20 protein-coding genes and 3 pseudogenes are annotated in these 22,297 nt (G+C 55.9%); 10 read left to right on the forward strand and 13 right to left on the reverse strand.

Features of this window, described 5'->3' with window-relative positions:
* Window positions 1-29: 29 nt before the first annotated feature.
* Both IQ22_RS24085 and IQ22_RS24090 read right to left on the reverse strand, forming a co-directional pair.
* Window positions 30-896, reverse strand: coding sequence for a methyl-accepting chemotaxis protein (locus tag IQ22_RS24085; protein ID WP_425298853.1), 867 nt, complete (start codon window positions 894-896; stop codon window positions 30-32).
* A gap of 237 nt (window positions 897-1,133) precedes the next feature.
* Window positions 1,134-1,751, reverse strand: a pseudogene (locus IQ22_RS24090) (MCP four helix bundle domain-containing protein); the annotation flags it as partial.
* Window positions 1,752-2,136: 385 nt separating this feature from the next.
* Between IQ22_RS24090 and IQ22_RS09290 the strand changes: the two are divergent.
* On the forward strand, window positions 2,137-2,589 hold the full coding sequence (locus tag IQ22_RS09290; RefSeq protein ID WP_145140980.1) for a hypothetical protein: 453 nt from the start codon (window positions 2,137-2,139) through the stop codon (window positions 2,587-2,589).
* 71 nt (window positions 2,590-2,660) lie between these two features.
* Here the strand turns inward: IQ22_RS09290 and IQ22_RS09295 are convergent, their stop codons facing one another.
* Window positions 2,661-4,277: a catalase gene (locus IQ22_RS09295; protein ID WP_145140982.1), complete on the reverse strand. Its 1,617-nt coding sequence runs from the start codon at window positions 4,275-4,277 to the stop codon at window positions 2,661-2,663.
* A 448-nt stretch (window positions 4,278-4,725) separates the two neighbouring features.
* Between IQ22_RS09295 and IQ22_RS09300 the strand changes: the two genes are divergently transcribed.
* The 3 genes from IQ22_RS09300 to xopAW all read left to right on the forward strand — a co-directional run bounded on the left by IQ22_RS09300 (window position 4,726) and on the right by xopAW (window position 7,382).
* Window positions 4,726-5,490 carry a response regulator gene (locus IQ22_RS09300; RefSeq protein ID WP_145140984.1) on the forward strand — a complete coding sequence of 255 codons (765 nt, stop codon included), beginning with the start codon at window positions 4,726-4,728 and terminating at the stop codon, window positions 5,488-5,490.
* A gap of 1 nt (window position 5,491) precedes the next feature.
* A complete protein-coding gene (locus tag IQ22_RS09305) occupies window positions 5,492-6,595 on the forward strand; it encodes a sensor histidine kinase (RefSeq protein WP_145140986.1) in 1,104 nt (367 codons plus the stop codon).
* Window positions 6,596-6,710: 115 nt separating this feature from the next.
* A complete protein-coding gene (gene xopAW, locus IQ22_RS09310; RefSeq protein WP_145140988.1) occupies window positions 6,711-7,382 on the forward strand; it encodes an EF-hand domain-containing protein in 672 nt (223 codons plus the stop codon).
* A gap of 47 nt (window positions 7,383-7,429) precedes the next feature.
* Here xopAW and IQ22_RS09315 read toward each other — a convergent pair whose 3' ends face one another.
* Window positions 7,430-8,503 carry a zinc-binding metallopeptidase family protein gene (locus IQ22_RS09315; protein ID WP_145140990.1) on the reverse strand — a complete coding sequence of 358 codons (1,074 nt, stop codon included), beginning with the start codon at window positions 8,501-8,503 and terminating at the stop codon, window positions 7,430-7,432.
* A gap of 72 nt (window positions 8,504-8,575) precedes the next feature.
* Complete coding sequence (locus tag IQ22_RS09320) at window positions 8,576-8,755, reverse strand: hypothetical protein (protein ID WP_145140992.1); 180 nt, start codon at window positions 8,753-8,755, stop codon at window positions 8,576-8,578.
* A 331-nt stretch (window positions 8,756-9,086) separates the two neighbouring features.
* Here IQ22_RS09320 and IQ22_RS09325 point away from each other — a divergent pair, with 331 nt between their 5' ends.
* On the forward strand, window positions 9,087-9,395 hold the full coding sequence (locus IQ22_RS09325) for a hypothetical protein (protein ID WP_145140994.1): 309 nt from the start codon (window positions 9,087-9,089) through the stop codon (window positions 9,393-9,395).
* Window positions 9,396-9,442: 47 nt separating this feature from the next.
* On the opposite strand, the pseudogene IQ22_RS24095 reads toward IQ22_RS09325, so the two are convergent.
* Both IQ22_RS24095 and IQ22_RS24100 read right to left on the reverse strand, forming a co-directional pair.
* Window positions 9,443-9,982: pseudogene (locus IQ22_RS24095) on the reverse strand (methyl-accepting chemotaxis protein); the annotation flags it as partial.
* A gap of 318 nt (window positions 9,983-10,300) precedes the next feature.
* Window positions 10,301-11,074: pseudogene (locus tag IQ22_RS24100) on the reverse strand (cache domain-containing protein); the annotation flags it as partial.
* A 264-nt stretch (window positions 11,075-11,338) separates the two neighbouring features.
* Between IQ22_RS24100 and IQ22_RS09335 the strand changes: the two are divergent.
* The 3 genes from IQ22_RS09335 (at window position 11,339) to IQ22_RS09345 (ending at window position 14,078) form a co-directional block, all read left to right on the forward strand.
* Window positions 11,339-12,229: a chemotaxis protein CheV gene (locus IQ22_RS09335; RefSeq protein ID WP_145140998.1), complete on the forward strand. Its 891-nt coding sequence runs from the start codon at window positions 11,339-11,341 to the stop codon at window positions 12,227-12,229.
* Window positions 12,230-12,313: 84 nt separating this feature from the next.
* Window positions 12,314-12,595 (forward strand): DUF3820 family protein, encoded by a 282-nt coding sequence (locus tag IQ22_RS09340; protein ID WP_145141000.1) that lies wholly within the window; start codon window positions 12,314-12,316, stop codon window positions 12,593-12,595.
* A gap of 112 nt (window positions 12,596-12,707) precedes the next feature.
* Window positions 12,708-14,078: an MFS transporter gene (locus IQ22_RS09345; protein ID WP_145141002.1), complete on the forward strand. Its 1,371-nt coding sequence runs from the start codon at window positions 12,708-12,710 to the stop codon at window positions 14,076-14,078.
* Window positions 14,079-14,268: 190 nt separating this feature from the next.
* Here the strand turns inward: IQ22_RS09345 and IQ22_RS09350 are convergent, their stop codons facing one another.
* From IQ22_RS09350 to IQ22_RS09365, 4 genes are all read right to left on the reverse strand, one after another.
* The gene (locus IQ22_RS09350) at window positions 14,269-14,517 is read right to left on the reverse strand and encodes a hypothetical protein (protein ID WP_145141004.1); all 249 of its coding nucleotides are present in this window, start codon (window positions 14,515-14,517) and stop codon (window positions 14,269-14,271) included.
* 133 nt (window positions 14,518-14,650) lie between these two features.
* Window positions 14,651-15,070, reverse strand: a complete 420-nt coding sequence (locus tag IQ22_RS09355) for a hypothetical protein (RefSeq protein ID WP_145141006.1) — start codon at window positions 15,068-15,070, stop codon at window positions 14,651-14,653.
* 384 nt (window positions 15,071-15,454) lie between these two features.
* The gene (locus tag IQ22_RS09360) at window positions 15,455-15,775 is read right to left on the reverse strand and encodes a hypothetical protein (RefSeq protein ID WP_145141008.1); all 321 of its coding nucleotides are present in this window, start codon (window positions 15,773-15,775) and stop codon (window positions 15,455-15,457) included.
* Window positions 15,776-15,925: 150 nt separating this feature from the next.
* Window positions 15,926-16,702, reverse strand: a complete 777-nt coding sequence (locus tag IQ22_RS09365; protein ID WP_145141010.1) for a YkgJ family cysteine cluster protein — start codon at window positions 16,700-16,702, stop codon at window positions 15,926-15,928.
* A gap of 227 nt (window positions 16,703-16,929) precedes the next feature.
* Here IQ22_RS09365 and IQ22_RS09370 point away from each other — a divergent pair, with 227 nt between their 5' ends.
* On the forward strand, window positions 16,930-18,672 hold the full coding sequence (locus IQ22_RS09370) for a ClcB-like voltage-gated chloride channel protein (RefSeq protein ID WP_158635423.1): 1,743 nt from the start codon (window positions 16,930-16,932) through the stop codon (window positions 18,670-18,672).
* On the opposite strand, the gene IQ22_RS09375 is transcribed toward IQ22_RS09370, so the two are convergent.
* Entirely contained in the window at window positions 18,667-19,440 is a 774-nt protein-coding gene (locus IQ22_RS09375) for an NAD(P)-binding domain-containing protein (RefSeq protein WP_145141014.1), read from the reverse strand. The genes IQ22_RS09370 and IQ22_RS09375 overlap by 6 nt on opposite strands.
* Before the next feature lie 141 nt (window positions 19,441-19,581).
* Between IQ22_RS09375 and IQ22_RS09380 the strand changes: the two genes are divergently transcribed.
* A complete protein-coding gene (locus IQ22_RS09380; protein ID WP_145141015.1) occupies window positions 19,582-20,160 on the forward strand; it encodes an HD domain-containing protein in 579 nt (192 codons plus the stop codon).
* A gap of 1 nt (window position 20,161) precedes the next feature.
* Here IQ22_RS09380 and IQ22_RS09385 read toward each other — a convergent pair whose 3' ends face one another.
* The gene (locus tag IQ22_RS09385; RefSeq protein ID WP_145141017.1) at window positions 20,162-22,075 is read right to left on the reverse strand and encodes a sensor domain-containing diguanylate cyclase; all 1,914 of its coding nucleotides are present in this window, start codon (window positions 22,073-22,075) and stop codon (window positions 20,162-20,164) included.
* Window positions 22,076-22,297 lie beyond the last annotated feature (222 nt).

The following is a 22,297-nucleotide window of genomic DNA, read 5'->3' on the forward strand; positions in this document are numbered from 1 at the left end:
GATGCCCTTTCTGACTAGACCACTAAAGATTAATGCGTCTTGAACTGTGAGGAGACCCTGCTCAGTTCATGGGCCAGCTCAGACAACTCATTAGCCGTACCGGCTACTTGATTGGAAGAGCGGCTGTTCTGCTCGGACAAGGTCGCAATATGCTCGACGGTACGTGCTACTTCCTGGCTCGCGGTAGAGTTTTCACGTACGGCGTCGCTGATATTGCGCACGATACTCACTACTTCGCCAGTGGCCCGCTGGATATTATCGATTGCTTCAGCGCCCTCGCTCGCAAGCTGTTCACCCTGGATAACCTGCTCAACGTTATGCCCCATGATCGCAACCACAGATTTCACGTTGTTCTGGATACCTTCGATCTTTGTGGCAATGTCGCGGGTCGATTGCGTGGTTCGTTGAGCCAGCAGCCTGACCTCATCCGCAACGACGGCAAACCCTCGTCCCTGCTCTCCTGCACGTGCGGCTTCAATGGCCGCGTTAAGAGCCAGCAGGTTGGTCTGATCAGCAATCGACTGGATCAGTCCTACAATCGAGCGAATCTCATCTGACTGCTGCCCCAGTTCCGTAACCTTGCCAGCAGACTCTCTTACACTGTTCGAAAGTGAAGCCATGCCGTTCGCCAGATCCAGAACCTTGGAGCTGCCATTGGCGGCAATCTCACCGGTCTGCCGTGTCGTATCTGCCGCAGCGGCTGCGTTATTGGACAGATCCGAAATGCTGGTTGTCATCTGTTCAATGGAAGCGGCAATGCTGGACGCAGCGTCGCTGCCACGACCCGCGCCCTGGGCTACCGTTTGCGATGTTTGAGCCAGCTCGCTGGAAAACGAGACAAGGCGCTGAGAACCGTCTTTCAGACGGGAAATAACAGCGTTCAATTCGTTACGCATGGCCTCCAGATGCCCTAAAAGACTATCCGGACGTGTGCTTGCAATCGGCTGCGTCAGATCACCTTTCGCAATCAAGGCTACGCTTTGAGCGGCCTGTGCAGGTTCTCCGCCCAGAGTGCCCAGCACCGAGCGAACGATCCAGCTGATCAGTCCGATCGATACCAGAACCGCTAACAGCAAGGTAATAAGTGTCAGAATGCGCGTGTGGCTTACCGTTCGGGCGGCCTCTTCCTGACTTCGCTGCAGCGAGGCAGATTGGTAAGCGCTCATGGCGTCATAGGCGTCCATATACGCCTTGACCTTTTCGCCCAGCTCACGGTCAAGCGAGGACATTAACGTATTACGATCGGCTCCCTTGGACTGTTTAACGAAAACAGCCAGCGCATCCAGATAGGTCTTGCGCTTTTCACGCATCGTTTCCAGTAATGCGATCCCTTCAGCTTCTGTAACGCTTGCCTCAAGCTCCTTGAGATACACGTCATTTAGTGCAACGGTTTCTGCCCGCTTTTCATCTAGCGCCCGAATCGCAGCTGGATCGTCTAAAAACAGAGATTTAATAGCGCGCTCACGGTTCAGGTTCAAAATGCCTGGAATCGTCAAAGAGAGCTGAACTTTACGAGCGGCTGAGGCCATTTCACGGGTCCGCTCCTCCATTGAACCCAAGCTCCAATAGGCAAGCAGCCCCAGGCTTAACACCAGAAGAAACATACCGCCAAAACCAGCCCACAGTTGATGCTTAAGCTTCATAATCTTCACTGCATATTTATTGGGAAGCCCGGCGTGAGATGCCGAGTGGTTTATCACTAGGAAGACTCTGACCACACCTTGTGAGCCAGAGGGGCTAGGGGAATCCATCACCAAGGTTTTCGCTCGGGCAGTACCAAACTTTAACTACTAATGGCGCAGTGATATCAGCGGTTAAAGGTGTGGCTAACCCTGACTTTTGCTCTTTTCCCTGTCTAGCATCAGTGTTTCCAGCTGCTTGTTCTCTATAAAGAGCCCTTTGCCTGCTAACCGGCAGGCGCAACAGGCAGACGGACGGCTTTAAATGGCCACCGGAAAATAAACCGCTCACCTCTTGCCGGTGCCATTAGCGTCGAATCCGTCATCCGACGTCGAATGAAATGCAACTTGTCTTGCCCAAGGTTCTAAGTCTTATGACGAGCACCAGCAGCCTCTACAACAGCTGCTCCGCGACAGAGCTAAAGCCTTTTCCAAAAACAGAGCATAAGGGGTACGCATGATTACATCTGAACTCAACAGCGATGAGCATGTACTAGGCGCTGTGCTCGATGGCGATCGAGAACATCCTTTATTTGAACAGTATGTGGCGTACTGTGATGAGCGCACCGAGGCTATGTTGGGATGCGTGAGTTTTCGCCAGTGGCTATCCGACCGTATGCATATCGAAACCGTAGCAGCAGAGCTGGCTGAACGAGCGCGTACGGCTGGAATCAGCGAGGCGGCCCTTGATGCCCTGGTCAAGGATGCGACCGGAGCCAACCTATCCGATGCCACCGGAGCCCGTCTTGAGCAAGCGGTAGAGGATGATGAGGGAGAAACAGAATCGCTTGATACCCTAGAGGCAGAAGATGCGCCTCATGGACTAGAGAGCCAGATTATTTTCCTAATGACCCATTTTGGTATTTCCAAAATAGAAATCGAAAAGGAACTGGGATTACCGTTTGAATAAAAAAGGCCATGCAACGCATATTGCATGGCCTTCCAAGACAGGCCTGACTTAATCAGGCCTGAGGAGCACTGTTACTTAACGTTCTCCTCTTTCACGCTGGATTGTGTGGGATTGTTTTTGCTATCGCCTTCAGGCTCGCCGGTGTCATACAGGGTGACATCCAGATCCTGTCCCGGCGCCGGACGCCCTTCCAGAGGCGGCAGTGCCTTGGCTTTTTCAATATCAATACCCACACCATTAGCCAGACGCTGGCCATAGTCCGGATCGCAATGCCAGAAGTGCCAAATCATCCGTAGCTGGATATTTTCCGGGCACTGCTTGAGGTCAGCGGTAATGTTATTGATCAGGTCCTCTCGTTCCCACTCCTCGAAGGTGCGGTAGCGCTCACCCGCCTGCTTGTAGTCCGCCGCCGTCTTGATGGTCTGATAGCGGCCCAAATGGCCCTCTACCCACTGGTGGTAGTCCTTCTTGGGCTTGGGTGCCTCTTTCAACCCGCCTTCTGTGCTGGGCTCGTAGTTAACGTGCGGATTTTCACCAGCTGCATCCACATGGTAAGCCATAAAGCCATCACGCTGGTTGGTAGCAACCGCCTTGCGAGGCGCGTTGATCGGCAATTGCAGATAGTTGGCACCAACGCGGTAGCGCTGAGTGTCTGAATAGGACAGGGTGCGGCCCTGGAGCATCTTATCGTCAGAAAAGTCGATGCCATCAACCAGAACACCCGTACCAAAGGCAGCTTGCTCTACTTCTGCGAAGAAGTTGGACGGGTTGCGATTCAAGACGATACGACCAACCGGCAGCAGCGGGAATTTATCTTCTGGCCAGCGCTTGGTGTCGTCCAGCGGATCGAAGTCCAGGTTTACATGCTCATCCTCAGACATGATCTGCACACACATTTCCCATTCAGGGAATTCACCCCGCTCAATGGCGTCGTACAGGTCGCGCGTTGCATGGCCTACGTCGTGCTTCTGGATCTCGGTCGCCTGCTCGGTAGTAAGGTTTTTCACGCCCTGCTTGGGCTCAAAGGAGAACTTGCACAGCACGGCCTCGCCCTGGTCGTTTACCAGCTTGTAGGTGTTCACGCTGGAACCTTGCATATTGCGGTAGGTGGCGGGACGTCCCCAGGGACTTTTCACCCACGTGACCATGTGCAGCGCCTCAGGGTGATGCTGAACAAAGTCATAGAAGCGCCAGGGCTCCTGGCGGTTGCTGATCGGGTCGGGCTTGAACGCATGGATCATGTCGGGAAACTTGATCGCATCCCGAATAAAGAACACTTTCAGGTTGTTGCCTACCAGGTCCCAGTTACCGTCTTCGGTATAGAACTTGATGGCGAAACCACGTGGATCCTGAGCGGTTTCTGGCGACTCTTTGCCACCGATTACCGTAGAGAATCGTAGGAAAATCGGCGTTTGCACGCCAGTTTTAGTGAGCACTTTGGCACGGGTGTATTTGCTTGCCGGCTCGTCGCCAATCTTGCCATAGGGCTCGAAGAAACCATGCGCTGCGGTACCGCGCGCATGCACGACGCGCTCTGGAATACGCTCACGGTCGAAGTGCGTGATCTTCTCGATGAACTGATAGTTTTCCAGCGTAGCCGGGCCACGTTCGCCTACGCTGCGCAGGCTCTGGTTGTTGCTGACGGGGTGACCCTGACGCGTTGTGAGAGTTTTCGATGTGTCAGTCATAGCGGTTCCAAGCCTAATTCACGGTGTGGAGTTATTTAGTTCCTGGAAACAGACTAGGGTTCGCACCCCTCAAAACCACTCAGCGAGAATATAGCCCTACCCATGATCCCTAATCGTTTGTTTTACAAGGCCGAGGTTAAGTCAGACGGGAAAGTCCCTCATCCACTCGCATGGTTTAACTAATTGGAATTACTAAGTTTTATTCTAAAACTTTGGCTATGCAGCTAGTGCTTTAACAGCCAGAACACGAGCGCAATAAACTCCTTTAAATCTCCATATTTAAAATAGCTAACTAATTCATAGGGCATTCCAATCGGAAATCCTCTTCAAACGGCTCTTCAGCCGTCCCTTCTGTATAGCCGCCCCGCCTGACAGCCGTTACGATTGAACACTCTGAAGTAATCCCGGCTGGGGATTACTGTGTTTCGAGTGGAACTACCGAACCCTTATGGATCATCACGCATCTGCCTCTTCCTTGCCTTCCGATTCTCAAAGCCGTTGGGCGGCTGAGGTTCTTCTTGTAGATGACGATGCCCCCATGCGGCAGCTGATCATCGACTATCTGGCACGTTTCAGCCTTCGCGGTGAAGGTGCGGCCAACGGCACGGAAATGCGTCAGGCGCTGGCGCGTACACGCTTCGACATTATCATTCTGGACCTGATGCTACCTGGAGAGGACGGCCTAACCCTGTGCCGCTGGCTGCGTAAGGAAGGGACCACCCCCATCCTGATGCTGACAGCTCAATCAGAGCCAACCGACCGAATCATAGGTTTGGAGCTAGGCGCCGACGACTACATGGCCAAACCCTTCGAGCCACGGGAGCTTGTAGCTCGAATCCAGTCGGTACTGCGTCGCACTCAGGATAACCAAGGGGTACGCCGCGGCGCGACGCGTACCCATATTCGCTTTGATGGCTGGAAGCTCGATGGCATACGCCACCAGCTTGAGTCACCAAGCGGCATGATTGTCCCGCTCTCCAATGCTGAAGTCCGCATGCTCTGGGTATTCATTGAACACCCCCGCCAAGTACTGAGTCGGGAGCAACTCCTGGATGCCACTCGTGGGCGCAGTATCGAAGCCTTTGATCGCAGTATTGATTTGCAAGTCTCGCGCCTGCGGCAAAAACTTGGCGATGATCCCCGTGCACCCAGACTGATCAAGACGGTGCGGGGCGAAGGCTATCTGTTTGACGCTCAAAAGATCGGCAACTGATATGCACCGCCTGGACACCCTGTTCGCTCGACTGTTTGGTGTTTTTTTAATAGCCATCGTGCTTGGCCACTTCCTGGCATTCGGCTGGCTCGATTATGCAGGCCATGGCCCGCCAAACCGTCTGCCGCCCAGTATGCAGACTCCCCCGCCTAACAGGCCTGACGGCGAAGCATCAGCACTTCGCCCTGCGGGGCCTGAGTTCCGTCCGGGCCCTGAGTTCCGTCCAGGCCCGCCACAGAGCCTGATAGATCGGCTAAGCTGGATATTGGGCGGGCCGTTTCTGTTTCAACTGGTCGCCCTGATCATCGCTGCCTGGGTGAGTGCCCGCCTGCTGACACAACCGATCAGTCAGCTCACCGTGGCCGCGCAGAGTCTGAGCGACAACCTTGATAGCCCACCTATTGCCGAGACCGGCCCTCGCGAGACGCGGGAGGCAGCCCGGGTCATGAATCACATGCGCGAGCGCATCGTGGCGCAGATTCAGCAGCGCGGACGTATGCTGACCGCGATGTCCCATGACCTGCGAACGCCCCTGGCCCGCCTGAAGCTACGCATCGAAGAGATTGAGGATCCGCAGGTACGCAATCGGGCTACGCAGGACGTAGACGACATGATCGCCCTGCTGAACGCAACCCTGGACTACCTGCGTGAGCAGCGCAGCGAAGAACCCTGGGTGCTTTACGATATCTATGCCCTGGCCGAATCCCTTGTGGAAAACGCTCAGGACGACGGCGCCGACGTACGCCTGGCTGGTCATTGTCGCCCCATCCGGGTACAAGCCATGGCTCTGCGCTCTTGCCTGACCAACCTGCTGGACAATGCCCTGCGCTATGCCGGTCATGCGACGCTCGAACTGCACGAAGACGAACAGTACGTTGAAATTCGCGTCATAGACCACGGACCGGGTATTCCAGAGGAATATCGAGAGGTTGTCTTCGAACCTTTTTATCGCCTGGAGGGTTCGCGTAACCGCTACTCGGGTGGAGTAGGCCTTGGACTTTCCATTGTTCGTGAAGGCATCGAGCGGCAAGGCGGCACGCTTGAACTGGTCGATACGCCAGGCGGCGGTCTGACTGTGCTTATTCGTCTGCTGGCGCGTGAATAACACTTAGCCACTTTGTATTGGGCTGGATACAAAGTCACCATATCGAGGAAACATCCCTGAAGGATGCTATGCACTGGATCGTTCCCAGACGCTCTCAACCTTTAGGTGACGTATCATGATCAATGGAATAGGAAGCAGTTATTCCAGCTATTACAGCAGTTCTGGCAGAAATCGGAGTACAGACAGCGCTACTATTGAGGCCACCGGCAACGAAGAGAATCCGCTAAAAAAACGCCTCAAAGCGTTGGATAGCGATGGTAACGGCTCAATCAATAAAGCCGAGCTAACTGCCGTAGCCACCGAGGCTGACTGCCAGGAAGAAGAAACTGCCGACACGATAGACGTGGATCAGTTGCTTGGTCTTTTAGACCAGGACAGCGATGGCAGCTTGACTGAAAGCGAGCTGGTTAATGCCTTTACATTACTCTCGCCATCTTCTACCTATGCCAGTTACGACACAGCCGATGATTTGATTTTCAATCTCGATTCGGACGGCAGCGACACGCTCAGCAGCAGTGAACTCGAAGCCTTGAGCGAACTCAGCGGCACCACTCTGCTATCTGCTCTGGATAGCGATGAGATGGATCGCAGCGAACTGAGCGAGACCTTGCAAGCAGCCATGATGCCTGTCGAGCCTAAACGCCCGCCAGTCAAAGCGACGCAGCAGACGGATACCGCAAGTGCGGCCTATGTACAAGTGGTACAGACTTTTCTGCGGCAGTACCAGACAGTTGCCGACTACAAACCAGAAGCCACCAAACGCTCGAAGATCAATGTATCGGTCTAACCTTGTAACGTGAGGTGACAGCTCGCAGAAGCTTCCTCGTTCGTTGCTTAGCGTAGCGGGCTGTTGAGCAGATACTCCAACAGGGTTTGCGCGCAGGCTTCCATACCGTCCTGCAGAATCACTTCATAGCCATGCGTATTCTCAGTTGGAATAGCGATACAGCCTGCTTTGGCTGACGCCCCTGAGCTTAATACCGCACTGGCATCCGAGGCGAAATCAGGCATCAAAGCCGGTTGTGGGTTGTAGCCACAACGCTGGGCAGCATGCAACAGATCATCCGCTACGGTTTTCGAGTAATACCCTTTTTCATCACCTGTCAGAATGATCGGGTCCGCGCTCAGGTGCGTGTCGTACTCATTGGCAATAGGCCCTACCTCTACGGCAATGCAGATCTCACCGGGGAGCGTGCGGGCTGCATACTGCGCGCCAGCGTTGGTCTCCTCTTCCTTGGTTGTAAATACAAACAATGCATCGCGCTTGAGCATAGCCTTGCGCTCGGCCGCCAGGGCTGCTGCCTTGAGTGTGGCTACAACCGGGGCGCGGTCATCCAGAAAATGCGCTGCGACACAATCATTAACCAGGAAAGGCTTGCGCCAGTGCTGACTTAAAATAACCCGAGTACCGGCTCGAATACCCAAGGTGCCAAGCTCTTCCTTAGAGCGCCGCGTCAGGATATGAACATCAGTCCATTGCACGTTGCCGCTGAGCACGTCAGCACCTTGTGGCGACTCCGACGTGGCGTGCATGGTGCCGAACGACAGAACACCCGGAAAAATGCCCTCGTCGCCCATGATATCCACGGGGCACACGCCAAAGTTGATAGGAAACGCACCGCCCAGCGCGACCACGTTCAGGGTTCCATCCGGATTGATCCGCTTCACCACCATGGCGATCTCATCCTGATGCGCCATGATCAACACACTGCGGGCTATGGCCTCTTCACGCGAAGCATCGCCGGCCCGGACGATACCGATGACATTATCCGCTGCATCGATCCAGACCTCATCACAGTGACGCTTGAGTTCACGCCAGCAAATGGCCCGAACCGCATCCTCCTGACCGCCCGGCCCACGTGCGAGCAATAACTCCTCCAACAGGGCCAAGTCATCAGTATTCGCCATAAGTTCTCCTCGTGGACACAGGTGCGAAAACGGAACCGGCCCTGTCGGCCAGCCGGTTCCGTTTATACAATGTTACTTACCGTTATTGCCGTCCTGGTTATCACTGCCGTCACTGTCAGCGCGGTCGGGCTGTAGCTGGATGGACGCCTTTTCGGAACTGGACTCGCTGGATTTATCGTCGCTTGTGTTGAAGCAGCCGCCGAGTAGCATGGCGCTCAACATGAGGCCGATCACACCTATTCTTGAAATCATTGCCTTATCCTCCTCATCCCATCGTTTGATGGGCATTGCTTACAGAGAAGTCGACTCCCGGGCGAAGACGATGGTTCGATCAAGACACGATAGAAGAAAAGAGGATGGCCAGGCATGAGCCGTGTTTTATGAACTGCAACACGCTGCCTTTATGTTTTCTTGACACTCACAGTTCACGAGTCAGTAACCTGTCGACAGGTCCCTTTTGCAAGCTGACATGAAGCCGTCTATCTGCCAATGAAAGTATCTAAGACCAATTGAACTGGATCACACGGCATAAGAACTGGCATATTGCCAGTTCCGTATTTTTTGATGGTATGAGTAGTACATCATGACCCCTATACAACTGTCCGATCAGGAACCAAAAGCTCCACGTAAGGCCCGTCGCACTAAGCACTTTGAAACTCAGTACGAGTTCCACAATCGCTTGCTCGTCCGCTGCGAAGAACGCATCGAAGAGCTGGGTATGCTCGATACGATCAGCCGCGACGAGAAAATGACTCATCTGCAAAACATCGAGTTGCTGGCCAAGACCGTACTGGCGCAGACCGAAGAAGACGATTTGATCAGCCGAGCCCAGTCAGCCCTGGCGTACAGCCAAACGCATATGGCGGAGCAGAGCTTCTCAACGTCGGAATAGCAGCCAGACGACATCCGGGCGCGCCAGGCGCGGCCCGGATAATGACGTCAAACCTTGAATTGCCCGAGTTGCTGTCCGAGTTGGTCGGCAATGCTCCGCAATTGACGGCTGGATACGTGTGTCTGCTCGGTCGAGACCAAACTGACCTGAGCCAGGTTTGCGACCTGCACTACGTTCTGGTTGATTTCTTCGACCACGTGGGACTGCTGGAGGGTAGCGCTGGCAATCGAGGCGTTTACGGTCGACAGGTTATGTAGCGCCTGCAGAATGCGTTCCAGACTCACGTTCGCCTGCCCAGCCTGCGCTAGGGTCTGCCGGGAGACCTGCTCGCTTTCCTGGATAACGCGTACCGCCTCGCTCGAATTACCTTGCAGGCGACCGATCATGTCCTGTATTTCCTCGGTTGAGCGTTGGGTGCGCTGCGCCAGTAGACGTACTTCATCGGCTACTACGGCAAAACCACGGCCCTGATCACCGGCCCGTGCTGCCTCGATGGCCGCATTAAGCGCCAGCAGGTTGGTCTGCTCAGCAATGGCACGAATCACTTCCAAAACCTTACCGATCTGCGTGCTTTCCTGGGCCAGCGCCTGGATAACACTGGTGGCTTGCATAATCGTGGCCGACAACGTCTCGACCTGTTTGAGGCTGGTCGTCAGGCTGGCCTGCCCCGCCAGGGCGCATCCCTCGGCGGCCTGGACTTCGGAGGAGGCCTGCCCTGCATGCTGGGCTACGTCCTGAATAGCATGGGTCACTTCGTTAATAGCCGTAGCCAGCAAGTCCGTCTGCTGTGATTGTGCGTCACCCTGGCGCTGGCCTTGCTCGGCGACGTGGTCCAGGGTAATGGAATGCTGATCAAGGCTTTTCGCTGCGTCCAAAAGCTGCCGGATGATATGGCTCAGTTGCTCGGTAAAGCGGTTAAAATGCCGGCTCACCTCCGACAATTCGTCCTGGCCGCTCTCATCCAGCCGTCGGGTCAGATCCGCCTCGCCACTGGCGATATTGGCCATGGCACGTGCCGTCGACAGCAACGGGCGGGTAATACTGCGCTGGATCACCAGAATCAGGGCCGCCATCAGCAGAACAATGCCCAAACCCACACCGGCGGTCTGCCAGAGTTGAGCACGGAACTCGGCTTGCAAGTCATCGATATAGACTCCCGTCCCGAGAATCCAGCCCCAAGACTCGAACGGCTTGACGTAGGAGATCTTTGGCACCGGCTCGCTGGCGCCTGGCTTAGGCCAGCGATAGGCCACCTCGCCACCACCGGTACGGGAAATCGTCACCATGTCGTTGAACAGCGCTTTGCCGTCAGGATCTTTGAAGGTGGACAGGTCCTGTCCGATAAGCTTGGCATTCATGGGATGCATGATCATGCGCGGCTGCTGATCGTTGATCCAGAGATAATCATTATGGCCGTAGCGCAGATCCCTGATGACAGCCAACGCTGCCTGTTGGGCCGCTTCACGCGTCAGCGTTCCCTGGCTTTCCAACTGATGAAAGTGCTGGAGCACACCAAGCGCCGTTTCGACCACGTGCTGGGTCTTTTCTGCCTTGCCTCGGTAGAGCTGATCGTAAGAGGCGGAGAGCATCAGGGCGCCGAAAACACCCAACGTCAGGGTGGCGACACCAAGTATCAGCCATAAACGGCCGCGGATCGGGTATTTGCGTAAAACATCCATGCTAGTGGCTCCGACTTATTGTTATTGAATGCGTAAAGAAATGACGCCTGAAGTCAGCTAGGACTCAGCGGGTCATCGGCCTGATGCCTAAGGAATAAAGGCTCAACCGATGGTCGGCCGTTGCGGGATGACGGCTGGCTGGTCAGTTCTGAATCCGCCTGGAGCAGATGACCGTACGCTTTGCTCTCAACTTTTTCCGGTTATGGCCGATAAGGCGTGGTATCCGCGAAGTCCTGCTTAGATTTCTCTTGCAACAGGTATCTCATGACCAAACATGCTGTTTCCGATGACTCGCTCTCGCTGCTGTTGTTTTCCCTGCGTAGCGGAAAGCTCATGGCCATTAACCTGCTCAAGGTCAGCGAGATTATTCCCTGCCCGGCGTTGACCCGCCTGCCGGATTCACACCCTCATGTCAAAGGCATCACGACCTTGCGTGGGGCGTCCCTGTCAGTGATCGATCTTAGTCGTGCGATTGGCGAGCAACCGCTGGCTGATCCCAATGGCGGTTGTCTGATCGTGACGGAGATCAGCCGCTCCAAGCAGGCTCTTCACGTACAGAACGTAGCCAAGATCATTCATTCCCGCTCAAGCGATATTTTGCCGCCGCCCTATGGCTCGGGTACCCGTTCCTTCGTGACAGGCGTCACCCAGGTTGAAGGGCAGCTGGTTCAGGTATTGGATATCGAGAAGGTTATTCATGGCATCGCGCCGGAGCCCATACCGTGCGAACCGTCCGCTCTTAGCGATAACGAAGCCACTGCCCTGACCATGGCTCGGGTGCTCATTGTCGATGACAGCCAGGTTGCCCTCAACCAGTCGCTATTCACGCTTCAAGCCCTGAATATTCGTTGCCAGACGGCCCGCAGCGCCCAGGAAGCCATTGAAAAATTGCTGGAGTTACAAGGCTCCGACAATGAAATCAATGTAGTGGTCTCTGACATCGAAATGCCGGGTATGGATGGTTATGCCTTTACCCAAAGCCTGCGTGAGAGCCCTGATTTCAGTGGAATCTATGTGCTGCTGCACACATCCCTAGACAGCTCGATGAATAGCGAAAAGGCCAAGCGGGCCGGTGCCAACGATGTGCTAACCAAGTTCTCGCCGCCGGAGCTGACCCGTTGCGTGATCCGCGCAGCCCAGGCGGTTCAGGCCTGATCTGCGGTCCTTACATAGGCCTCTGGCTTCGTTAAACTACCGGGCTTATCGAGGCCATGAGCCCGGCAGTAACGAGAGGATGCAATGGACCCTAAGGACCTGAAACTCCTGGTCACGCGCGAGATGCCCTACGGCAAGTACAAAGGACGCCTGATTGCCGACCTGCCCGGTCATTACCTCAACTGGTTTGCACGCGAAGGCTTTCCCAAGGGAGAGATCGGTCGGCTCATTCAATTGATGCAAGAAATCGATCACAACGGCCTGTCCGCCCTGCTTGAACCGCTACGCCAGGCACACCCGCAGGCTTTGGCGGCGCGCTTCCCAGACAAGCCCGAACGGCCGCGCCGTTATTCCTTCGACCCGTAAGCGGGTCCACTGCCAGGCCTCATATCTGAGGGCTATTCGGCTTACTGCTTTTATTTCACAGGTGAAAGCCACGTATCATTAGCGCTCTAGCTATTACCGAGCGCTCATTCGAATGTCTTCTTTCGCAGCCCCCAACGCCGCCCTGGCCGATGGCCTGCCGACTCCGCGCCGCTACCAGGCTATCGCTGCGCTATTGGCCGCTATCAGCATGACCGTACTCGACGGCGGCATTGCCAACCTGGCGCTTCCCAGCATTGCCCAGGTACTAAACGTCGACGCTGCCGCCTCGGTGTGGATCGTGACCGCCTACCAGCTGGCGCTGGTTGCCCTCCTCTTCCCTCTTTCAGCCCTGGCCGAAAGAGTGGGGCTAAAGCGTGTCTTTATCGGCGGCGTGATGATGTTCAGCCTGGCCTCACTAGGCTGCGCCTTGGCTAGCAACCTGACCTCATTAGTCATCTCCCGAGCACTGCAAGGGGCTGGAGCATCGGCCATCATGTGCGTCAGTGCCGGCATCGTCCGGCTGACGTATCCGAAACGCCTGCTAGGTCGTGGAATCGGCATCAATGCGCTGTGCGTAGCCTTGAACTCAGCGCTGGCCCCTAGCCTAGGTGCGGCGATCCTAACCTATGCCAGTTGGCCCTGGCTGTTTGCCATCAACTTACCTATCAGCGTACTGGTGCTGCTGATGTTCCGGGCGCTACCAACCAGCCCGCGTGCATCGCGGCGCCTTGATCCGCTCAGCGTCATGCTCAATATCGGGCTTTTTTGCATGGGGATAAGCGGCCTGGAGCGGCTGGCCGAACAACCTTTGTTGGGCGTTCCGCTGTTGATGGCAGCCACAGGTTGCCTAGTAGCCCTGCTACGCCATGAGCGGAGTAACCCCGCCCCCTTGCTGCCTGTCGATCTGCTCCAGTACCCACTGTTTCGGCATGCCATGTTGGCATCACTGTGCGCCTTTGCCGCGCAGATGCTGTGCTTTATTGCTTTGCCATTCTATCTCCAACACCAGCTGGGCTTTACCCCGCTGCATACCGGTGCGCTGATGATGGCCTGGCCGCTGGCAGTCGCCGTGGCAGCGCAGGTTTCTGGACGCCTGGCCGATGTCTACCCACCGCAGCGCTTGTGCGTCTTTGGTGGCCTTGGCATAGCGGCCGGGCTGGCTGGCATGGCCCTCTGGCCTATGGATGAGCACTCGCTGCCCCTGGTCCTGTTTTTGTGCCTGAGCGGTATTGGCTTTGGCTTCTTTCAGGTGCCTAACAACCGTGTTCTGCTTACCTCTACCCCTCAGGCTCGCAGCGGTGCCACGGGCGGCATGCAGGCGGCCGCACGACAAACCGGGATGGCTCTGGGCGCTGCCCTGATCGCAGTTCTGCTTGGCCTACTGCCTGATCAGGCGCCACGGACCGGACTGGCCATCGCCGCTGTGTTAGCCATGCTGTCAGCCGCCGTCAGTGCCAAGGCGCTGCGTCATCGTACTGAATAGCTAAGAATCTACGATTGCTCAGTCTATTCCGACTCGCCAGCCTTCGATGACGCCAGACCTTTACGGCCCGGATACAGCCCGGTTGGATCCTTTGCTCTAGAGCACATGCTCCATGCATCAAGGTGCTGATCAATAGCCCTTGATGCCAGGCTGGCAGCGTAGCGCCAAGGGTAATGCCTGATCCGGCTCTTTAGTCGGTTAGCAATGCTTTGGCGTCCAAAGGCGGGTAGGCCCCTATCGCCCGAAGTTCGTTTACCGCGTCGCGGACCACCTCATACAACAGTTCACGGTTGTGTAAGAGTCGCGCACTAAAGCTGCGCTGGGTCTTGGCGGGAAGCTGTGGGTCGAACAGGGTAATAATCAACGTACCCTCCCGCTCCTCAAGGGTATGTTTAAGCGGCGGGTCTAGTTCTTCCAATTTTCGTTTGAGCGCCTGCATGGAAACGTTCTCATTTCGATGCCTTGATTATGCGACTCGCCCTACTTGTGCAATGTTCCTATCAGGAATATCTGTATGAAGTGACAAGAACCGCGCACTTGAGACCATGAAGAGAAAACAGAGGGAACAGAACTCACGAATCGGAAGGTAGCTCCTTCCATGTACCGGTGCCAAGAAACTGGGCAACCAGGGTACGCGCCAATTTCAGGCACTCATAGGCCGCTTGATCAAGGTTGTCTTGACCAGGCTGACCAGCTGCCAAGTAAGCGGAGGAGCCCATCAGTGCTATAGCCGCCTCAAATAGCCGCGCCTGATAACCAGCCTCACGGGAGCCGCTACGTACAAGAGTAGAGGCATCGTTTTCGTCCCGCTTGAACAGACAGGCGAAAGCTGCATCGTTGAGTCTATCCTCTTCGCTGACCACATAATCACCCTCACTGCCTTCCTTAAGTACGCGCTGAATAGCTGCATACTCGTCTTGGCTCAGACGAGAAGACAGGGTATCCGCGGGTTCAGAAGAGGGATCAGCAGTGAGGGGATGAAAAGTCTTCATGGCTGAGGTGTAAATTAGTATCCATTGATGAGCAGTGTGAACATCTCGTGTCGCTTTTCAACACGATGAGCCATAGGCCTTTGTCTATCGAAAAACGGCGAACCAGAACGAGGGGTTGGCTAAACCACAAGGTCGCACAGGCACATTATTACTATCGGCCTCCAAAGCGCAAACTTAAGAGCCACTCATTGTCAAGGCCCCTAAGCTACAAAACTTATACATTCTTTACATTTCTTTAGGGGCCTACCGTATTTTGGCACGCTACCTATCGTTAGCATTTCGCGTGCCAGAGCAGGCGCCGCTTCGCTCACAAGGTAAAGAATCTGCTTAATCAATGGGGTAGCCGCCTTAAACAGCAAGCCCCGTACGAAGCGGGGCTTGGTTTTACCAACGAGGTGGGCCGTAGTAGCCGGGCGGCGGGCCGTAATAACGTGGCGGCACTGGTACAACCTCCACCACTTGGGGCGCGGGTTGGTAGTACACCGGCTGGGCGGGATAGTAGACCACTTGCGGCGGCGGAGCAGCCTGAACATAGACTGGCGACTCGGCAGCGCGCGAACTGGCCACAATCGCCCCTCCTACGACAGCACCGACCACAGCCCCTAGAACGGCCGCACCGGGACCAGGCCCTCCGTGGGCAGAGGCCTGTCCGGCTACAGCCAGACACCCGGCCAGAAGGGCAATTTTGGACACTTGGCGAATCATGACTTTCTCCTCCTCAGGAGCCCGGCACATTGAAAAAGCCGGCCATTCATGAAACCGCGAATCTCTGGAAAGAAATAGTACGCTAACGTAAAGGTTATGTAAGGGCGGATAAGCGGTAAACCCGGGCAGCCCATTCACCGCTACCGAGCACTACGCAGCGCCCAGCGCGATAAAGGCATAACTCTCTTCAAGGGCCGACGCGATCAAAGCGCCAGTTTCCTCCAGCTGACTGGCAAGATCCTCATTCGACACGCGCAAAGACCAGTCCATCTGATTGGCCAGCCGGTCCAGTGCCTCTTGCTGACGTACCAACTCCAGCGCCGTCATGAAGGCTTCCATCTCCGGCAGATACACCGTGAAGCCATCGCCTTTGAGCGCCATGGTGCTAATGCCCAGCAAGGCACAGATTGCCGTCTTGGCACCGATCTCGTCACGGTCGGCCTGGCGGGACTGCTCAATCAACGCAGCCAGCTGAGGGTTGACCACACGGCCACCATGAATCAACGCTGCCCCTTCCTGCCAGGATTCCGGTGGGCAATCTTTCATCTCCGGCCGAAGCGGAATGTGTGGATTGATTTCCATCGGATAGATACGGCAAACCAAGGGGCGCCGCTCATAGATGGCGCAGCGGTTGTCGTCACCCAGGTTCCGGCAACGGCCCGGATTGTAGGAGGCGAAGGTAATGGATACATAGGCCTGGGTATCGCCGCAGCGGACCGGAATAGATCGTCGCTGGGCATGCTCCCGCTGCCCGGCTGACAGTTCCAGCCCCTTTAGCCCGAGCCCCGTATCATCAAGAAAACCTTCGACCAGAATGATCACCTGTCCGCCATCGGTGCTCCACTGGCGAGCCTCCACCAGGGTCAACGGAACATGATGACCAGTGCAGCACTTGCCGCAGCCTGTGCAGGAAAATCGCGTATCCATAATATCGGGCTCGTCAGAAATTCGTCTGGGCGACAGAAAACAGGCAGTATCGCCATAAAAATCTCTGTGGAGCACATTTCACGCCAAGCGGGCTCCAGCGCCTTGAATATCAAGGCTCATCTGCTTTGCAGGTCGCAGCCGGAACGGCGTCAGACGTTTTCGGGTAGCCGTGAAGCAGTGCATGGTCCATGATCCCACCATTACCCACTGGCCGTTGCGGATCGTTTATGAGGGTGCTCGCCCAACTGACAGCGTATTTTCGAGCGACACGACAGCGCTTGCAGGAACACATCAACCATGCCGAAAGCCTGCATACGCTTCTCTGGGCTATTCCCATCGGCATCGTGGGCGCCCTCGTAACCGTAGCCTTTCGCTACGCCATCGACCTTATCCATATCGCGGCCTTTGGCAAAACGGCCGATGTGGTAGAACTTGCTCAAGGGAGTGCCTGGTATATCCGACTGCTACTGCCGGCAGTAGGTGGCGTGGTCGCAGGCTTTTTGCTCCTGCTCAGTCGGCGCTATGCCCAGGCCGCTCTGCGCTCGGATTACATGGAAGCAATTACCTTAGGCGACGGTCGCATTCCCGTACGGCAGACCCTGGCCCGTAGCAGCTCTTCGCTGTGCTCGATTGCCACTGGCTCCTCCATTGGCCAGGAAGGTCCTATGGTGCAGCTTGCTGCCCTGTGCGCTTCGCTGGTGGGCCGTATCCGACGAATTTCCCCGGAGCAGCTGAGAACCCTGGTGGCCTGCGGTGCCGCGGCCGGAATCACGTCGGTCTACAACGCCCCTATTGCCGGGGCCTTCTTTGTAGCCGAAATTGTTCTAGGCAGCATCGTGGCAGAGCGCATGCCTCCCCTGATCATGGCCTCGGTGGTAGCCAACCTGACCATGCGTGCCCTCCCCGGCTACCATTCGATCTATACCGTCCCGCCGTTCGAGCCGCTCAGTCTGGGGCAGGACGTGCCATTCATCCTGCTGGGCATTCTGCTGGGTCTGCTGGCACCCGTTTTTCTCTGGCTGCTGGACAGTACCCGCCACCGAGTGGAGGGCCTGCCTATACCCTTACCTGTCAAATTGGGTACAGGGGGGCTGGTTGTCGGCCTGATCTCAATCGCCTACCCACAAACCTGGGGTAACGGGTACAGCGTTATCAACGATTTCATCAACAGTCCCTGGCCCTGGATGACTGTAGCCGCCCTGCTGGTGTTCAAGGTACTGGCAACCCTGGCTTCAGCCGGAACCGGAACGGTAGGCGGTATTTTCACCCCCACACTTTTTGTAGGCGCAGCCATTGGCGTGCTGTTTAGCCATGTAATCGAGCAGGTCGCACCCGCCTGGCACGCGCCTACCTTCATCTATGCCGTGGTTGGCATGGGCGCGTTTCTCGCAGCCACCAGCCGCGCGCCGCTCATGGCCATCCTGATGGTTTTCGAGATGACGCTGAGCTATGACATTGTCCTCCCTCTTCTGCTGTGTGTAGTGGCCGGTTATTTCATCAGCAGCGCCTTTTCGCCCCGCTCGATGTATGCCGTCACCGTCAAGAACAATGAACTCTGGAAAGCGCGCAACCAGACGCGCAACCTACAAGTACGTTCGATCCTCTGCGAAGGCGGACAGACCGTGGCAGCCTCCGCCACGCTAGACGAAGTACTGGAAACCTTTCGAGAACAGATCGTCAAGTTCGTCTATGTGATTGATGAGGACGGCCATCTCCTTAAGGTCGTCTCACTTAGGGACCTGAATCAAGCTCTGGCGCAAGGCATGCTGAATGAGCAGGCAACTGCCCAGAACCTGCCGGGCAGCCCTATCCCCTCACTGCATCCTTATGACAACCTGACCGTTGCCCTGGAGGCTTTCCTTAATCACCCAGGCGAGCGTCTGCCAGTGGTGGAAAGCGAAACCCATCCGCGACTACTGGGGTATATTTCCAAGAGCCAGGTGCTCGCGCACCTGAAGCTTTACCTATGACATCCGCTCCCGCAAAGCGGCCAATGTTCGCGTACAGACATCCGGCCAGGCATCCAGCGCACCGCCCTTGACCAGCTCGTCTACCCCCAGCGCCGTATAGGTGCCAGGCGTGGCGATGCTGTCGCCAATGGTCTTGAAGGTCTGCGCGGATTGCTGCCCGGCATAAGCCAGGCAATCCTTCATACTGCTGGTTACTACCAAACGGGCCTGCTCGGATGAAAGCCCCTGCTGTTCATACCAGTCCTGGAGTGTTTGCAGGAAATAGTAGAACCAGCCGTTCATACAGGCACCAACGGTTGCGACATCCAGTTGCTCTTCATGCGCCAAGGGAAAAATGTTACCCAGCGGTGCCAACAGGGTTTGCGCCCACTCGGCCGGCGGACACAGCGCCACGGTTGTAGCATTAATTTCCGAGGCAACTGACAGCATGACACGTACACTCTGCGCCGGCGCAAACAGGTTATTCAATGCAGCCAGCTCCAAACCTGCAACCAGCGAAATCACCCTATGTTCTTCCGTCAATGACAGCGCCTGGGCCACGGTAGCTACATCCGCAGGGCGTACTCCCAGGATTACTGTCCGGGCTGCTTCGACTACCGCCTGGTTATCAGGCATAACCTGACAACCAAAGTTTTCGGCCAGCGCCGCAGAGCGGTCCGCATTGCGTGGCGAAAGCATGATCGGGCCGGTGTAGCCACCGCGGCGCAATCCCTTGACGACGGATTCAGTAAGACTGCCGACCCCCAATACGCCTATGCCTGTTTCCATTACGTTGCTCCCGTCGTGGTCAAACGCATCAGTTAAGCAGAGACACGAAGTAAAAGGCACCGCTGAACGCACTTTGCTTGAAAAGTGATGCCTTAAACCTTTCGAAAATATGTTTTCAATGGACTCATCGGAGCGGACCGCATGGAACTTAGAGAACTCATGGGAGCCCTTCGCTTCCTAAAGGATGCCGAAAGGCTCAAGGATGTTCTTCGCAGCGCCCATACATCGACCGGGCGACAGGAGAGCACGGCTGAACATACGTGGCGCCTGTGCCTTATGGCCATGGTGTTTGAAAAGCACTTCGATGGCATCGACTTTACCAAGCTGCTCAAGATCAGCCTGATTCACGATCTGGGCGAAGCTATCCATGGTGATATCCCTGCCGTAGCCCAGCGGCCCGAACAGAAAAAGTCAGAAGCGGAGCGCGAAGATTTACTGACCTTGCTCACCCCGCTGGAACCAGCACTCCAAGCGGAGTTTGTGAACCTGTGGGATGAATATGAAGAAGCCGCCTCGCCCGAAGCCCGACTGGTCAAAGGGCTGGACAAGCTGGAAACCATTCTGCAGCACAATCAGGGCCTGAACCCGCCGGATTTCGACTATGCCTTCAACCTGACCTATGGGCAGCAATACACCGCCGCCCATCCGTTGCTAAGTGCCCTGCGCGAGCTATTGGATGAGGAAACCGAGCGCAAGGCCGTAGCCGGAGGGTCTCACTAACCTATAACAGATAAACGCGGGATTTCCCGGTCCGCTTCGCCTCGTACATGGCCTTATCCGCCGCCCTGATCAGATCGTCCGGGCTACATCCTGAGCCCGGACGATACAGCGTGATGCCAATACTGGCGCTAACAAAAGCCTCGCCGTGCACCAGTGCCACCGGGCGGCAAATCGACTCAAGCAGCTTTTCGGCCAATCGGCACGCATCCTGACGGGCATCCGCTTCAGCCTCAGCCAGATTTTCCAGAATGACTGTGAATTCATCCCCGCCCAGACGTATCGCCTCATCCGACTGACGAATGCCTTTCTGCAAACGACGGGCAATCTCCTGAAGCAAAGCATCGCCCGCATCGTGCCCTTGGCTATCGTTGACCGCTTTAAAGCCGTCCAGGTCAAGGAATAGCAAGGCCATAGACACGCGCTGACGTTCCGCCCGAGCCATTGCACGCGGCAGCAATTCGATCAGGGCACGACGGTTAAACAGCCCGGTCAGGACATCGTAACGCGCTTCGTACTCGCGCCGCTGCTCAGCCAATTTCCGCTCGCTGATATCGTGCAGGAAAGCACTGAACACAATCTGACCGTCATGATTGAGGGCGCGGAGACGCACTTCCACCGGCACGACGCTTCCGTCGCGCCGGAGAGCAGGTAACTCCAGACGCTGCCCGAGAACCGTGGCATTACCCGTCGTCAAATAGCGCTGCATACCCAACCGATGCCGCTCTCGCAGGTCCGGCGGTACGATAAGATCATCCATCATGCTGCCGATGGCTTCTTCCGGTGTCCAGCCAAACGTTTCCATGGCCTGACGGTTCCAGGCCGTGATAATGCCTTCCGCGTTGACAGCAACATAGGCGTCGTTGGCGTTCTCGATAACACTGCTCAGCTCGGCTTCCCGCTTACGCAAGGCTTGTTCTGAAGCTGCCAGTTGCCTGTTAGCTTCTTGCAGCGCCTGGGTACGCTGCTCAACGCGATGCTCCAGATCACGGCGTAACTCTTCGAGCGAGGCTTCTGCCTCTTTGCGGGTGCGAATGTCACTGACAATAGCAACAAAGTATTCTGGCTTTCCGTTCTGTTCGACTTCCTTGGTCACACTAACGTTGACCCACACGGGCTCTCCCTGCTTGCTCAGGTAACGGCGCTCCTGCTCAATAACATCGATCTCACCGTTCAAAAGCTGTTTAAGCAGGATCCGGTCCGCGGCGGCATCATCGGGATGGGTCAGGTCCCAATAGGTCAGTTGCTCGAATTCCTCGGGGTTGTACCCGACGATCCGGCATAATTCCGTATTAACCTTGAGCCAACGCGCATCCGTACTGACCTGGGCAATTCCTACTGCGGCACGCTCGAACATCCTGCCGAAACGGGCTTCACTTGCCTCGATCACCGACTGAGAATGCGCCATGTGGCCGCGAGTGAGCAACAAGGTTTCCCGAAGCTGAACTTCCTTGCTTACCAGAAAGGCAAAATCTTCCAGCATGATCCGTTCGGATTGACTCAGCGTGCGCGGCTTTGTATCGAGAACGCACAAGGCTCCCAAGGCAAACCCTTCACTGCTGTACACCGGCGTACCGGCATAGAAGCGAATATAAGGCGCCCCGGTAACGAGAGGATTGTCTTGAAAGCGTGAATCCTGCAAGGCATCTTCTACGATCATAGGTTCGTCCTGCATGATCGTGTATGCACAAAAAGCCGTCTCGCGAGAGGTCTCGCCCATCGATGTGCCGTAACAGGACTTGAACCATTGGCGGCTTTCATCAATGAAGGTAATAAAACACATGGGCGCACGCAGCGCTCGTGCCGCCAGCCGGGTAATACGATCGAAATAGGGCTCGGCTGGCGTATCCAGAATGTTGAGCACATGCAGTAAACGCAAGCGCTCCGCTTCATAGGCGTGATCGGGCATAAAGGGCATAAAAGCGGACCGCGTAGTGCTATTTATTTAGTTTTTCACATTTAACGTTAGAAGTATTGCTTCACCGTCTTCTTTGTAAAAGAAGGAAACACAAGGGGTGTCCAGACGATATCACGTGCAGGCATGCCCCTGTACATAAAGCCTTTCTCAGGCGACACGTGAACCTTGTCTGCCGCTTGCCTCTCGAACCTTATACCTTAGTGCAAGAAGAGTTTGAGCCCG

Source organism: Pseudomonas duriflava (assembly GCF_007830155.1).
In the GTDB taxonomy this organism is placed as follows: Bacteria; Pseudomonadota; Gammaproteobacteria; order Pseudomonadales; family Pseudomonadaceae; genus Chryseomonas; species Chryseomonas duriflava.

Coding starts and splice junctions, on each gene's coding strand:
- IQ22_RS09340 (WP_145141000.1), top strand. CDS start 12,314: ATGGACCCTAAGGACCTGAAACTCCTGGTCACGCGCGAGATGCCCTAC.
- IQ22_RS09350 (WP_145141004.1), bottom strand. CDS start 14,517: ATGCAGGCGCTCAAACGAAAATTGGAAGAACTAGACCCGCCGCTTAAA.
- IQ22_RS09380 (WP_145141015.1), top strand. CDS start 19,582: ATGGAACTTAGAGAACTCATGGGAGCCCTTCGCTTCCTAAAGGATGCC.
- IQ22_RS09290 (WP_145140980.1), top strand. CDS start 2,137: ATGATTACATCTGAACTCAACAGCGATGAGCATGTACTAGGCGCTGTG.
- IQ22_RS09325 (WP_145140994.1), top strand. CDS start 9,087: ATGACCCCTATACAACTGTCCGATCAGGAACCAAAAGCTCCACGTAAG.
- IQ22_RS09355 (WP_145141006.1), bottom strand. CDS start 15,070: ATGAAGACTTTTCATCCCCTCACTGCTGATCCCTCTTCTGAACCCGCG.
- IQ22_RS09370 (WP_158635423.1), top strand. CDS start 16,930: ATGAGGGTGCTCGCCCAACTGACAGCGTATTTTCGAGCGACACGACAG.
- IQ22_RS09320 (WP_145140992.1), bottom strand. CDS start 8,755: ATGATTTCAAGAATAGGTGTGATCGGCCTCATGTTGAGCGCCATGCTA.
- IQ22_RS09305 (WP_145140986.1), top strand. CDS start 5,492: ATGCACCGCCTGGACACCCTGTTCGCTCGACTGTTTGGTGTTTTTTTA.
- xopAW (WP_145140988.1), top strand. CDS start 6,711: ATGATCAATGGAATAGGAAGCAGTTATTCCAGCTATTACAGCAGTTCT.
- IQ22_RS24085 (WP_425298853.1), bottom strand. CDS start 896: ATGCGTAACGAATTGAACGCTGTTATTTCCCGTCTGAAAGACGGTTCT.
- IQ22_RS09365 (WP_145141010.1), bottom strand. CDS start 16,702: ATGGATACGCGATTTTCCTGCACAGGCTGCGGCAAGTGCTGCACTGGT.
- IQ22_RS09315 (WP_145140990.1), bottom strand. CDS start 8,503: ATGGCGAATACTGATGACTTGGCCCTGTTGGAGGAGTTATTGCTCGCA.
- IQ22_RS09335 (WP_145140998.1), top strand. CDS start 11,339: ATGACCAAACATGCTGTTTCCGATGACTCGCTCTCGCTGCTGTTGTTT.
- IQ22_RS09345 (WP_145141002.1), top strand. CDS start 12,708: ATGTCTTCTTTCGCAGCCCCCAACGCCGCCCTGGCCGATGGCCTGCCG.
- IQ22_RS09385 (WP_145141017.1), bottom strand. CDS start 22,075: ATGCCCTTTATGCCCGATCACGCCTATGAAGCGGAGCGCTTGCGTTTA.
- IQ22_RS09300 (WP_145140984.1), top strand. CDS start 4,726: ATGGATCATCACGCATCTGCCTCTTCCTTGCCTTCCGATTCTCAAAGC.
- IQ22_RS09375 (WP_145141014.1), bottom strand. CDS start 19,440: ATGGAAACAGGCATAGGCGTATTGGGGGTCGGCAGTCTTACTGAATCC.
- IQ22_RS09360 (WP_145141008.1), bottom strand. CDS start 15,775: ATGATTCGCCAAGTGTCCAAAATTGCCCTTCTGGCCGGGTGTCTGGCT.
- IQ22_RS09295 (WP_145140982.1), bottom strand. CDS start 4,277: ATGACTGACACATCGAAAACTCTCACAACGCGTCAGGGTCACCCCGTC.